This is a genomic window from Rufibacter sp. XAAS-G3-1 (genome assembly GCF_013623775.1).
GTDB lineage: Bacteria > Bacteroidota > Bacteroidia > Cytophagales > Hymenobacteraceae > Nibribacter.
Window position 1 is genome coordinate 241,283 of record NZ_JABFAM010000005.1, and the last position, 13,337, is coordinate 254,619.

Here is a 13,337-nt window from a genome sequence, read left to right on the forward strand (position 1 = left end):
CTATAAAAACGGCCTTAAAACAGGGCTTTTGTATGAAGGAAAAGGAAATCCTACTGGAACAACGAAGCCGTGCGTAAATCTATGAGCGAGGCCTGGGGAGAGACCCGCTTGGCGCGCAGGAAGCGTTTGAGCTCAGAGGCGTCATGGTTGGGGGCGGCAGGATCCATGCTGTTGATGCGCACCCGGCCTGCCGAGTGGATGAACTCGTTGTTCCCGATCCACATGCCCACGTGCACCACGCGCTCATTTTTGCCGTCTTTGGCCGGTGACCCGAAGAAAAGCAAATCGCCGGGGCGCAGGTTCTGGAAGCCGTCTTTGGTGTCAACCAATTCACCTACGTGTACCTGCTGGGAGGCATCGCGGGGGAGCACCAGGCCATTCATGAAATACACGGTTTTGGTGAAGCCGCTGCAATCCACGCCTTTGAACGAGGTACCGCCCCACAGGTAAGGCAAGCCCAAAAGCCGTTTGCCGGTCTCCACCAAATTCTGTTCGGTAGGTTGGCGGGTGGCGGCCCAGTCAGTATATTTCTGCACTTCAGTAGAAGAGACAAACGCGGTACGGCCATCGGGAAAAGAAACCTCGTGGAATCCTTTGCCCTGGCTTTTCAGCACCATCACATCGCCGTACACCAAGTCAGAAACGGTGGCACCTTGGGTGTTTGGTGCGGCGTAGGCAAACCCGTATGGATTGGTGTAGAGCAGTTTTTCGCCTTGCTGCCAGGTAGCAAAGGTGGTTTCGTCCATGAGTTTGATGCCGCTGCCGTCTACCCAGGACAGGTACTTGTCTGGGGTTTGCACCAGGTACCAGCCGCTTTTCTGTTTCCAGACGCGTAACGGGGTGCCCATGGTGGCTTGGGTGGCTAACTCGGCCGGATGCTGGGGTTCTGAGCGCAGGTTGGCCACGGACAGCGTCACTACCGCAAAGTGGTTATCTTTCAGCCCGGCCTCTGGCAATACCTGAATCCTGTCCTGGAAAGAGATGCCGGCCGTCTGCAGCCGCTCCAGCAACGCGGTTTTGGCAGCGGGCATATTGGTCTCGCCGGTGAGTACAATTCCGTTGGTTTTCACGTCAAACAGCGCTACCCGTTTGTCAGGGGCAAACTGCTGGCGCACCGCTTCTACATGGGGCGCAAGCGCCGAAGGCACCACCGCAGGGGCGGCACCGGAGGAGATTTCTGAGGGTGTTTTGCTGCCCGCGCAGGACATCAGAAAGCCCAGGAATAAAACAGCGAGACTTTTTTTCATAGAAGTAGACCTAGAGGGCCAATATAAGCTTTTGGAGAACAGGTTGGCAAGTAATTCTTAATTAATTTTAAAAAGTGTTCTGCTCCATGTTGTTTCCGTCGCAGACAAGTCTTTCCAGCCTAGGGTACAAAGAAACTTTATAAGAAGGAGGCTATTTCCTGGTGAGTTGGTTGCCTGTATATCCGCGCGGCGGCAATCAACTTGTGTTTCTTCTTCTAAACCGGGAAAGAAGGCAAACGGTTCCTTAAGCGCACTTGCAGGCACTAGGGCAATGAATACACATAGAAATGAGAAGCCTTCGGGCGGCGGCACAACCCAACAAACCCGCAGGGTGTTGTGCCCGTTTTCAGGCTGTTTTCTAGGAAAGGGCCTGAAAACGCAAGGCGCTTTGCGTACCTTTGGGGCTTATATTGATTTAGTTTTATGAATTCCGCCTCTACCATCGCCCCCGTTTTAATTATTGACTATACTCCCGCCCATGCCGCACGTTTTAGGGAACTCAACCAAGCCTGGATTGAGCGTTACTTTGAAATGGAGGAACTTGACCATAAATCCCTGGGTGACCCAGACGGCTACATCATTGCCAAAGGCGGCCATATTTTCATGGCCGAGTATAACGGCGAACTAGTAGGAACCTGCGCTCTGATCAAGGTAGATGACCAGACCTATGAACTGGCCAAGATGGCCGTGACCGACAAAGCCCAGGGGCTGAAGATTGGGAAACGCCTGGGCGAGGCCGCCATTCAGAAAGCCAAAGAACTGGGAGCCGCCACCCTCATACTACTCTCTAACCAAAAATTGGAAACAGCCCTGCACCTGTACCGCAAACTGGGTTTTGCGGAGGTGCCCGATGAACTGAAAGAATACAAACGCGCCGACATCAAGATGGAACTGGCGCTCTAACTCTTAGATATCCCTCTTATTTCTTATAGTTCTTTTTATGAAATCTCTTCTATCTCTGTTGCTGGTGGCGGTACCTTTGGTGGCATCGGCGCAGAGTGCCGTGGTGCAAGACCGGGCGAATCTCCAGCCGCTGTCAGGCGTGCGGGTGGTGCCCACGCAGGGCGGTAGCGCCCTCCTCACAGATGCCAAAGGCCGGTTCAGCACCAGGGGGTTCCAGGAAACCGACAGCCTTCGGTTTGAGCGGACAGACTACCAGACCCGCACGTTGGCGGTAAGCCAATTGGCGGGCCTGCGGTACCAGGTTGGGCTCACAGAACGCAGCTATTCCCTGAACGAAGTGGTGGTGTCGGCCAGTAAATTTGAGGAGAAGCGCGCCGATGTGCCGCAGCAAATTCAGGTACTGAACGCGCGGGAACTAGCTTTCCAGAGCAACCAGACCACCGCCGATGTGCTGCAACAAACCGGGCAGATACTGGTGCAGAAAAGCCAGGCAGGCGGAGGCAGCCCCATTCTGCGCGGATTTGAAGCCAATAAGGTTCTGATGGTGATTGACGGAGTGCGCCTGAATAACGCCATTTACCGCGGCGGGCACCTGCAGAACGTGATTACGGTAGACAATGCGGCACTGGAGAAAGTGGAGGTGGTGTTCGGGCCGGGTTCGGTGGTGTACGGTTCAGATGCGTTGGGCGGCGTGGTGCATTTCTACACCAAGAACCCCGTGCTGGGTGACAGCTCGGGTACCCGCGTGACGGGCGGGGCCTTCACGCGTTACGCCACCGCCAATCAGGAGAAAACCGGGCACATGGATTTCTCAGTGGGCGGGCGCAGATGGGGAAGTTTTACCAGCTTCACCTATTCCGATTTCGATGATTTGCGCCAGGGCGCAACCCGCAATCCTCTCTACGGCAACTGGGGGCTTCGGCCTTTCTACCAAACGTGGCAAGACGGGGAAGATGTGATGGTGCCCAATAAAAACATCAACCTGCAAAGATTCTCCGGATACCAGCAGTACGATGTGTTGCAGAAAGTCTTGTTCCAGTCCTCGGCTACCACCTCGCATTTACTGAACCTGCAGTTTTCCACTTCCTCAGACATTCCACGGTACGACCGCCTCACCGAGGTAGATGCCCGAGGCACTTTAAACCACGGTGAATGGTACTACGGCCCGCAGGAGCGTTGGCTGGCGGCGTATACATTTGCGGCCCAAGGCCGAGGCTGGCTGGAGGATGTGCGCGTGACTGCCGCCTACCAGAGGGTGGAGGAAAGCCGCCACAACCGCCGCTTCAACCGGGGGCCGCTGCAGAACCGCTTTGAGCACGTGGACGTCTACACCCTCAACGCTGATGCCAGCCGCCTGTTGGGCGAACATGAACTGCGGTACGGCCTGGAAGGTACGTACAACAAAGTTTCTTCCCGCGCCTATGGTTCAGACCTTGTCACCGGTGCGCGCACGCCCTTGGATACCCGTTACCCCAGCGGCGGCTCAGACATGCGCACCGCGGCGGCGTATGTCACCCATACCTGGGAAATCACGCCGCGATGGATACTTTCTGATGGGATTAGGGTGAGCCGGGTAGAACTGAACGCCGATTTTAGGGACAAAAGCTTTTTCCCGTTTCCGTTTGATGAAGTAAGCCAAAAGAATACCGCCGTCAACGGCAACCTGGGCTTGGTGTATCAGCCGGGGCATGAGTGGCGGTTTGCCGCCGTGGCTTCCTCGGGCTTCAGGGCGCCCAACGTAGATGACCTGGCCAAGGTGTTTGAATCGGTGGCCGGGCAGTTGGTGGTGCCTAACCCCGACCTGAAACCAGAGTACACCTATAACGCTGAACTCACCATCGGGAAAACCGTGGCCCAAAGCGTGCGGGTGGAAGGCACCGGTTTCTACACCTGGTACCGCGATGCCATCACCACGCAGCCTTTCCTGTTCCAGGGACAACCCGAGTTGGCGTACAACGGGCAACGCAGCCGCGTGGTGGCCAGCGTGAACGCGAACAAGGCCTACGTGTACGGCTTCACCGGGTCTGTGAACGCAGACATTACCCAGGCCTTCCAATTAACCTCTACGCTCACCTACACCCGGGGCCGGATCAAGGCAGACCCGGTGAATACTCCCTTAGACCACATTCCGCCGGTATTCGGGAAAACGAGCCTATTTCTGACCTTGCCTAAGTTCCGCACAGAGTTCTTTGTGCAATACAACGGCTGGAAACAACTGGAGGACTACAATCCCGTGGGCGAAGACAACCTGCAATACGCCACGCCGCAGGGCGTGCCGGCTTGGTACACGCTGAACCTGCGGACTGCCTACCAATTTCACCCAAGACTGCAATTCCAGGCGGCACTGGAGAATATGCTGGATCAGTTTTACCGGGTGTATGCCTCGGGCGTGAGCGCGCCGGGAAGGAATCTGGTGTTGACTTTACGCGGAAATTTCTAAGCGGAAAAGCAGTTCTGTTTTGGGGCTGTTTTGCCAGAAACATGCTTGAAACACCCCTCCAAAAACATGCTTTCCAAGATGACAAAAGAGGAAGGAGTTTAACGAGAAAGCCTTGGCATCTCTTGCCAGGCAACCATGCAACGAGGCTCCGTTTCAAGGCTGTTTAACTAAAAACAGCCTTGAAACGGAGCCTCGTCCTTTTACAGTCTCTTTCCCAGCGTCTAAAATCTAACAACTGACAACTAACAACTAAAACCTTACTGCACCTGCGTTTTGTCTACGCGCTTAGGGGTTTTCTTGCCCTGCACAAAGTCTTTGGCACCCAGGGCGATGGCTTTGACCATGTTGGTCATGTGGGCCATGTCTAGGCTTTCCACTTCATCGTTCACGGAGTGGTAGAGTTTGTCCTGGTCAATCTGTACCGAGGAAATGGTGTGGGCCGGAACGCCCAGGCGGGCCAGGGTGGCATTGTCTGAGCGGTAGAACAGGTTCTGGCTGGGGTACGGGTCTGGGTGGAAGTTGTAGGCCGTGCCTTTCACGGCCTGCTGTAACAGCGTCCCGAAGTCTGATTTCTCAAAGCCGGTGATGTAGGCGCTGTTAGGCCCAAACTTGGAGCCTTTGCCAATCATCTCAATGTTGAACATGGCCACAATCTCATCGGGGTTCAGTTGCTGGGAGAAGTACTGGGAACCAAAACCACCGATTTCCTCGGCCGTGAAGGCCACAAAAATAAGGGTGCGCTCTGGTTTGGGTTGCTTCTTGAAGTGTCTGGCCAGCGTAATCACCGCAGTTGTGCCAGAGGCATCGTCATCGGCCCCGTTGGCGATGGAGTCACCGGCTACGGGTTGCATCACGCCAATGTGGTCATAGTGGGCCGAGAAAACCACGAACTCATTCGCCCGCTTGCCCGGAATCATGCCCGCCACGTTCGCCAGGGGCATTTCCTCTGCGTCATTCTTGATTTCAATGTTGAAGGATGTTACTTCAGTAAGCGGAGAAAGCACGAAGATGAGCGTGTTGCCTTTTCCCAGTTCCATCACCGGTCTGGCCTGCCGGAACGACCCGGCATAGCGCTTGAATATTTCCTGATGTTTGGGGTGCACCACTACCAGCACGTCTTTGCCCAACCTGCGGGCGGTGGTAAGGCCTTGCCTGAAATCATCGTTCTCGCCAATGAACACGGGCTTGGGGGCTTTTTCTTCCCACTCAAATTTGCGGTGCCCGGTGCTGTAAAAAAAATCCTCGGGGTTGAGGGACTGCTTGTTAAGGGTCACATCGGCTTTGCCGGGTTTTAAGGCGTACATTTTGAAGTCCTGCCGGAAATCTGTGTCGCCGGTTAAAGGCTTCAGCCCGATGGCTTTGAACTCATTGGAAATAAATTCGGCGGCTTTCTCAATGCCGGGCGTAAACGTCTGGCGGCCCATCATGTCATCGGCGGCCAGGGTACGGATGAGGCGGGTCACGTCTTTCTGCTGGATGCCTTTCTGCGCGAAAACCGCAGTGAGGGGCAGCAGGGCGAGGCAGAGGGCAAAGGCGTTCTTAAGAATCATAGGTTTGGCGAAGGTGAGATGACAACTGGAAGACGGGGTAAAGATAGTCTCTTCTGTAGAATTTAGCCTATACGGCTGCCTTTTGGATAGAATCGTTTGTTTTATCCCCCCTTGGCTGGCTTTCTGAGAGGGTAGCCGTTGGTTTTAAGGCTGTTCTATCTAAACAAGGCGTAAACTGGGGTTGAGGTAGGACGGTTTACGAGCCGGGTTCTGCTGGCATGTTTTGTGCATTGGTAGGGCGGTTTTCTTCCTGGGCAATGGCTTCTTCCTCGCCTTTCACCTCAACGCCGTGATCCCCCAGCACATCTTCAATGTAGAGCATTTTCACCAGCACCATCAAAACCGCTACCAAGGGCACGGCTAAGAGCAATCCCCAGAAACCGGCTATAAGCCCCAGCACCAACTGGCCCATAATGGTCAAGATAGGCGGCAGGTCAATGATGCGTTTCTGCACCAAAGGCGTGAGCACGTACCCTTCCAGGCTCTGGAGCACCACAAAAAACAGAATCACGGCAAGGGCTTTGCCGGGGTCTTGCACCAAGGTCAGCGCCACGGCGGGTAGCCCGGCTATGAAAGGGCCAATGTTGGGAATGAACTCCATAAGCCCCGCAAACACCCCCAGCAGCAGAGGCATTGGCACACCAATGATCCACAAGCCCAGGGTGGTAAGCGTGCCAATCACGGCCATGGCCAATAAGGTGCCTTTAAGCCAGCCCCACAGGGTGTACCGCAGCACATGGACGACCTCCCGGGCCCGGGGGCGGCGGGGCTTTGGCACCAGCCGGACTAACCCATTGGCGGTTTCCTGCGGCGAGATGGCTAAATAAATGCCTATCACCAGCACAATCAAGATATTGGCTAATACCCCAAAAGTGGAGTAGAAAACCGAAAAGACGTTTTTCATGACAGTGCCAGAGCCTTGCCCTTTCAAAAGTTGCTCCGGCGGCGGAATCTGTCTCAGTAACTGCTCTCCGTAAGGCAAAGATGATATCTTCGCTTTTAGCCCCTCTAACGTAGCCGGAAGGTTCTGGCGCAACTCTTCCCCTTGCTTAGACAGGGTAGGGCCTAAATACATGAGAAACCCTGCCAACAAGGCCACCAACAACAGACAGACCACCCCCAAAGACCACTTGTACGGCAACTTCAGGTGCCGGTGCAGGAAACTGCTGAGACCGTGCAGAAGAATGCCAAACAAGATGGCGGCAAAGAAGACCAGAAACACCTGAAACGCCAGCTTGATTACGGTGTAACCCAGAAAGAGCACGATCACCAGGAGTGCCACAACTAATACTTTGCGGAGGAACACCTGCAGGTGGTCTCGCGAGCCTGGGGTGGGAGAGACAGGAAGCGGCATAGGAATAGGGAATATGTATTTGGTTGTTTCTAAGGTCTTTTACGGAATAAAAGTCTAAAACGGTATATACTATCTGTAATATATTAAGGCCGTTGGGCGGTGCCTTTCCAGAGAAGATGGATCTGAAAAAATATAAGAAAAGTTAGAGGGGAACGCAACTATTCGGGCGCGTTTGCGATAAAATGAATTCGCCGCTCAAGCAAGACGGCGAGCCAGGGCGGTTTGCTTTGGGAACGAAACGATCTAAACATCTAACATCTTAAAAAATTATGGAAAATCAATTTAACAATCAGCCAGGTTCTGCAGCGCAAGATGCCACTTCTTACTCACAAGATTCAGCGCAGAACTCATCCAGCAACCAAGGAAAAGGCGGCATGATGGGGGCCCTTAGCAACATCCAGATGCCACAGTCTGTGAAAGACCTGGGAACTACCGTTTCCCGTTCATACAGCGGCATGAGCACTACCCAAAAAGTATTAGGTGGTGCGGCTCTTCTGGGTGCTTCTTACTGGGTAGCCAGCAACCAAGGCTGGATTGGACAAGCCAAAATGCCGAAGCTTGGCAAAGCTGGCAAGAAAAACAAAGCTTCTAAAAACCAGTATGCCTCTACTGACCAACATACTTCTGGCCAGTACGATTCTTAATCTTTTTAAGAATAGCTGACAACTAGCTAGAAAGAGGAGCACCGCTCTGAGAGTGGTTAACTCTTCTTAGAAACTAGTGTATCAGAAACAGAAAAGCCGAGCACTTTTACGTGTTCGGCTTTTCTGTTTTTAGAAGGAGCGTTTAGCTTCTGCCCCGGCCTCCGGATGGATTTCTGTTTCCGCCGCTGCTGCTCTGGCCGCCGGAAGAGGCCCGGCGCTGATCTGGGCGTCTGTTACCCTGGGCGCCGCCGCCTCTAGGGCCTCGGTTTTGCCCACCGTTGCCGCTGCCGTTTCGGGCTGCTTTATCCGTCGCTTTTCCGCCGGCCAGCGGAAGTTTGGCATAATCTACGTGGAAAGGCTGATCCTCTTCCACCGGAATCGTTTGTTTGGTGAGTCTCTCAATGTCCCGCAGGTAGGCCAGTTCGGTGTCATCGCAGAAAGAAAGGGCCATTCCCTCGGCACCCGCCCGCCCGGTACGGCCAATGCGGTGCACGTACGTCTCGGGTTCATTGGGTAGGTCTATGTTGATGACGTGCGTCAGGTCATCAACGTCAATGCCGCGGGCCGCAATGTCAGTGGCTACCAGGGCTTTCAGTTCATTGTTCTTGAATTGCGTCAATGCTTTCACGCGGGTGCTTTGGGCCTTGTCGCCGTGGATGGACTGCGCCGAGATACCTGCTTTGGAGAGTTCTTTGGCAATGCGGTCTGCGCCGTGTTTGGTGCGCGAGAAAACCAACGCCCGTTGAATCTCATCGCCCTTCAGAAGATGTTTCAACAACGCCCGCTTGGTGGTTTTATCCACGAAGTATATTTTTTGGGAAATTTTCTCAACGGTGCTGGATACCGGCGTCACCTCTACATACACCGGGTCGCGCAGAATGCTGGCCGAAAGTTTCTGGATTTCCTGCGGCATGGTGGCCGAGAATAGAAGCGTCTGCCGATTAGAAGGTATCTGGGCAATCACTTTGCGCACATCATGGATAAAGCCCATGTCCAGCATGCGGTCGGCCTCGTCCAGGATAAAAGTCTCTATGTGTTTCAGGGATAAAAGTCCCTGGTTCATTAAGTCCAGCAGACGGCCCGGGGTAGCCACCACAATGTCTACGCCGCGTTTAATCTGCTCTACCTGCGGTACCTGGCCCACGCCGCCAAAGACAACCGTGTATTTTATTTTGGTGTAGCGGCCGTAGGCCTGAATGCTGTCACCGATCTGCAGCGCCAACTCGCGGGTTGGGGTTAAGATAAGCGCTCTGATGGCTTTGGCCGGGTGTGCCGGGCCAGCCTCATGCAAACGCTGCAGCAACGGTAAGCTGAACGCCGCGGTTTTACCGGTTCCGGTCTGGGCGCAGCCCAACAAGTCATCGCCGTTCAATACCGGCGGAATGGCTTGTTCCTGAATGGGGGTGGGGTTGGTGTATCCCTCTTCCTGCAAGGCTTGCAAGAGAGGTTCAATCAAATTTAGTTCTGAAAAAGTCATTATAAAGAATAATGGCCGTAAAGTAGTGGCCAGGCATGAATAAAAAAGATACCAAGCTGGCACCTATCCTTAGAAGACACAAAGATAGGGAAAAAGATTCAGTCTCTGTTTTTGGCCTGTTTTGGGCAGACTAAGCCAGAAACAAGCCTCTGGGTTTAAGCGGCGTTGGGGCAGGACAACCTTCGCGGCTAAAAACGGTTTAAACCATGTAACAGAACAGGAGCACGCGTAAACTCAAAAGAATATGGAACGTGAAACTACCCCTAAGCGGAATAAAACTACCAGAAAGGCATCTAAGAAAAGGCTGAACAAATGGCTCCGGTCTGGCCTCAGCGGGTTGGCCGGGGCCGTTGCCGTTACCCTGGTGCATGAAAGTGTGCGCCGGTTTTACCCCAATGCCCCACGTATGGACATTTTGGGCATGCGGGCCATTGCCAAGGGCTTGCGCTACGCGGGCCAGACTCCGCCAGACCATGGCAGACTGCACACCTGGTCTCTGGTTGGCGATATTGTCTCCAATAGCTTATACTACAGCTTAACCGGCACCGGTAAGAAAGCCTGGTGGCGCGGTACTATCCTGGGTGCGGCGGCGGGCGTAGGCGGCGTGATTTTACCAGGCCCCATGGGCTTAGGTGTGGCCCCCAGCGCCAGAACCAAACAGACCCAGGCGCTCACCATCGGCTATTACCTGCTGGCTGGTGTAGTGGCCGGTGGCGTGGCTAAGTGGCTGCGGAAGGTGAAAGTGTAAGTAGTGGATGACTTTCAATAAAAGCCGTTTAGGGGCTGTTTTTCCAAAAGTAGCCCCTAAACGGCTACGGCTTGCAATGACAGAGCACCTCGCGCTTTACGGGCTCTGTTTTGTAGTTTGGGAGCGAGACTTCCTTCATGTAGATCACTGACAGCTCGTTGATTTGTTCCTGGGGAGGGTGAGACTCATTCCAGCGGCGCAGCAGGTAAAAACAGTAGTAAGGCCGCATGTACTCATTGGGCACAAACAGGTAATTCTCTGAGTATTTACGCCAGCGGTCGTTTTTGAAGAGGCTCACCACCGAGGCAGGTTTGGCGGTATCTGGTTCTTTGCCCTGTTGGTTTAGATCAACTTTATGCTGGCTGTTGGTGATTCCTTCCAGCACGTACCAGCCATCTTCTTTGAAAACGTTGGGGGCGAACATGCTCCAGTTCTGGTCTAACCTGGGCATCAGGGTGGCCCAGTGCAGATTAGCCGGTACCTGGAAAGAAGGCTTGCCCAGGGTACTCAGGTTCCACCAAAAAGCCAGCACCAAGCAAGCCAGCACCAGACCCTCTCTCATGTATTTGAGGTGGTAATCTTCTGCCCAGCGCGGCTGATTCCACTTCACCTTCATCTGCAGTTCTACCGGGGAGCGCATGCCTTTCCCCAGCCTGGCCCAGCGTTTATGCAGCTTGTTGTACCCTGCCCGCAGATACCGGTCTACCGTGTCCATAACCGGAGTAGGCAGCAACCCTATCACCGCCGAGATACTGATCAGGTAAAACAAACCCACAAACAAAGACAGACTGATGCCTATGTGCAGGCCCGCAATGACTACAAAGAACAGCATCCTGAACCACGTGGTACGCCACGGAATGAGCAACACAAAGGGCAGCCACAGCTCTGCAAAGTACGTGGCGTGCGTAAGCTGCTTCATGAGCAGCGGGAACTGGTAGAGAATTCGCCCCCCGGGCATCAGGATCTGGTCAATGCTGAGGGCGTAGTAAAGGGCGGTGCCGTCAGTAGTCCAGTCGGGCCCGCTTTTCAGTAATGCGGTGAACACGTACACCCAGGCCACCTGCAGAAGATAGGCCGCTGAGGCCATGCTGAGGTAGTGGGGCGATGTTTCTGAGGTAAGGGAACGGCGCGCATCTACGGAATAATGCCGGTGCCAGGGCAAAAACATTCCCCAGAAAAGCAGCATCCGGAGCAGGCTGTCGCCAGATTGGGTGATGAGCGGGTTGCGGTTGTGCAGCGAGACCAGCAGAATCCAGGAAATGAAGGTGGCCCAGCGGGTGTGATACCCCAGCAGAAGGCAAATGGCCGCCGCCGCCGCAAGAACAAAGAGAACCAGCTGAAACTGCCACAGGCCGCTTAGCGCATGCAAAGAGAAGAAGTACTGGTTCCAGGCATTGGCATGCAGCACATGCAAAGGCAACACGCCCATGTTGGAATAATGCGCCTCCATATCAGAAGCCCTGATGCCGATGTCCAATAACAAGACACTGGCTACCCATATCCGCATAAAAGAAAGTGCCCGGGTATCTGTATAGAATACGCGATGCAGATACTGTCTAAGTAGATGCATAGAGAGGAGGGTTGAAAAAAGAGGGAAAACAGAAAAGGCAAAACCATTGGGCCTTGCCTTTTCTTCCATATCACAACGCTTCTAAGAACGTTTATTCCAATTTACTAGCGGCTGGTAGTACCACCTGTAGTTCCGGTAGTGGTGCCAGTGGTTCCACCAGTAGTACCAGTAGTTCCGGTAGTAGTACCTGTAGTGGTGCCGGTTGTACCAGTAGTTCCAGTGGTGCCGGTAGTACCAGTGGTAGTACCTGTGGTTCCGGTTGTACCAGTTGTAGTACCTGTAGTTCCGGTTGTACCAGTTGTGCCAGTGGTAGTGCCCGTAGTTCCGGTAGTGGTACCAGTGGTGCCATAGGTAGTGCCTGTGGTGCCGCCGCCAGTGGTTCCGGTAGTACCGGTAGTAGTACCAGATTCGGTGCTCATGTCAGTAGAAGTGGTGTCTGTGGTGGTTTCACCGGTACCAGAGCATGACGTTAGTGCCGAAGCTGCTGTCATGGCGGCAACTGCGAACATGTTTACAAATGTCTTTTTCATAGTTTTGACAGGTTAATGAATGGTGATAAATGGTTTACTTTTTCAAGTTCATCGTTTTACGCACAGTTCTTAGAAAGGTGCCATATTTGAATGAAAATTATTCATTTGCAGAGAAGTTCTTTAACGATTACGTACTTTTACGCGTACCAATACAGACCTTCCTCTATAATCCAAAGGCTTTATGCTTCCTTCTTCCCCTACTATCCTGTTTGATGGCGTCTGTAACCTTTGTAACGGATTTGTGCAGTTTGTGATCAACCATGACCCTAAAAGTTATTTCCGGTTTGCGTCCTTGCAGTCTGAGGCAGGGCAGGAAGTACTAAGCACGCATGGCTTGCCAACTGGGCACTTCAAAAGTGTCTTGCTGGTGGAAAACGGACAGCTCTATACCCGTTCTGCCGCCGCGCTGCGCATTGTGCGCCGCCTAAGCGAAGGTTGGTCTTTGCTGTATGCGCTGGTGCTGGTACCTCCCTTCCTCCGCGACCCGCTCTACGACTGGGTTTCGCGTAACCGGTACCGGTGGTTTGGACGGCAGGAAAGCTGTATGCTGCCCACCCCAGCCCTGAAAGCCCGGTTTCTCTCCTGAGATGCCACGCATAAAAGGCATTGAGTAGCTTGGGGCTTTACTCCAGACGGCTATCAATGTCCCAAATCTTGCCTTCCTGGCAGGGTGAATGCGCGGTAAGGTAAACCGATAAACTGTTTTGGGGCTCATTTCCTGAAAACAGGCCCAAAACAGAGCGTATCTTCCCCAATAGAAACGGACGGAAACCATTTTGCCTACATTTTCTCTAGTTGATCTATAGAGATAACTGTTTTTAACCCGATTTTGTGAAAAGAAGTCAGAAACGGCACTTACTTTTACGCCCTGCTT

General features: G+C 53.5%; 11 protein-coding genes. 5 read left to right on the top strand and 6 right to left on the bottom strand.

From position 1 onward, the window contains the following. Positions 1–50: 50 nt before the first annotated feature. The gene (locus HHO50_RS05370; RefSeq protein WP_181304969.1) at positions 51–1,247 is read right to left on the bottom strand and encodes an NlpC/P60 family protein; all 1,197 of its coding nucleotides are present in this window, start codon (positions 1,245–1,247) and stop codon (positions 51–53) included. Between the two features lie 423 nt (positions 1,248–1,670). Between HHO50_RS05370 and HHO50_RS05375 the strand changes: the two genes are divergently transcribed. Both HHO50_RS05375 and HHO50_RS05380 read left to right on the top strand, forming a co-directional pair. Beyond that, complete coding sequence (locus HHO50_RS05375; RefSeq protein WP_181304970.1) at positions 1,671–2,150, top strand: GNAT family N-acetyltransferase; 480 nt, start codon at positions 1,671–1,673, stop codon at positions 2,148–2,150. 37 nt (positions 2,151–2,187) lie between these two features. Continuing rightward, positions 2,188–4,590: a TonB-dependent receptor gene (locus HHO50_RS05380; RefSeq protein WP_181304971.1), complete on the top strand. Its 2,403-nt coding sequence runs from the start codon at positions 2,188–2,190 to the stop codon at positions 4,588–4,590. A gap of 257 nt (positions 4,591–4,847) precedes the next feature. Here HHO50_RS05380 and HHO50_RS05385 read toward each other — a convergent pair whose 3' ends face one another. Further along, on the bottom strand, positions 4,848–6,140 hold the full coding sequence (locus HHO50_RS05385) for a M20/M25/M40 family metallo-hydrolase (RefSeq protein ID WP_181304972.1): 1,293 nt from the start codon (positions 6,138–6,140) through the stop codon (positions 4,848–4,850). Between the two features lie 196 nt (positions 6,141–6,336). Continuing rightward, on the bottom strand, positions 6,337–7,494 hold the full coding sequence (locus HHO50_RS05390) for an AI-2E family transporter (protein WP_181304973.1): 1,158 nt from the start codon (positions 7,492–7,494) through the stop codon (positions 6,337–6,339). 269 nt (positions 7,495–7,763) lie between these two features. On the opposite strand from HHO50_RS05390, the gene HHO50_RS05395 reads away from it, so the two are divergent. Further along, positions 7,764–8,138 carry a hypothetical protein gene (locus HHO50_RS05395; RefSeq protein ID WP_181304974.1) on the top strand — a complete coding sequence of 125 codons (375 nt, stop codon included), beginning with the start codon at positions 7,764–7,766 and terminating at the stop codon, positions 8,136–8,138. 142 nt (positions 8,139–8,280) lie between these two features. Here HHO50_RS05395 and HHO50_RS05400 read toward each other — a convergent pair whose 3' ends face one another. After that, positions 8,281–9,594 carry a DEAD/DEAH box helicase gene (locus HHO50_RS05400; protein ID WP_370457524.1) on the bottom strand — a complete coding sequence of 438 codons (1,314 nt, stop codon included), beginning with the start codon at positions 9,592–9,594 and terminating at the stop codon, positions 8,281–8,283. 265 nt (positions 9,595–9,859) lie between these two features. Between HHO50_RS05400 and HHO50_RS05405 the strand changes: the two genes are divergently transcribed. Next, on the top strand, positions 9,860–10,363 hold the full coding sequence (locus tag HHO50_RS05405; RefSeq protein WP_255478610.1) for a hypothetical protein: 504 nt from the start codon (positions 9,860–9,862) through the stop codon (positions 10,361–10,363). A 64-nt stretch (positions 10,364–10,427) separates the two neighbouring features. Here the strand turns inward: HHO50_RS05405 and HHO50_RS05410 are convergent, their stop codons facing one another. Together HHO50_RS05410 and HHO50_RS05415 are read right to left on the bottom strand one after the other, a co-directional pair. Beyond that, the gene (locus HHO50_RS05410) at positions 10,428–11,933 is read right to left on the bottom strand and encodes an HTTM domain-containing protein (protein ID WP_181304976.1); all 1,506 of its coding nucleotides are present in this window, start codon (positions 11,931–11,933) and stop codon (positions 10,428–10,430) included. Between the two features lie 104 nt (positions 11,934–12,037). Further along, positions 12,038–12,463: a hypothetical protein gene (locus tag HHO50_RS05415; RefSeq protein WP_181304977.1), complete on the bottom strand. Its 426-nt coding sequence runs from the start codon at positions 12,461–12,463 to the stop codon at positions 12,038–12,040. A gap of 181 nt (positions 12,464–12,644) precedes the next feature. Between HHO50_RS05415 and HHO50_RS05420 the strand changes: the two genes are divergently transcribed. Beyond that, positions 12,645–13,049 carry a thiol-disulfide oxidoreductase DCC family protein gene (locus HHO50_RS05420; protein WP_181304978.1) on the top strand — a complete coding sequence of 135 codons (405 nt, stop codon included), beginning with the start codon at positions 12,645–12,647 and terminating at the stop codon, positions 13,047–13,049. The last annotated feature ends 288 nt before the right edge of the window (positions 13,050–13,337 follow it).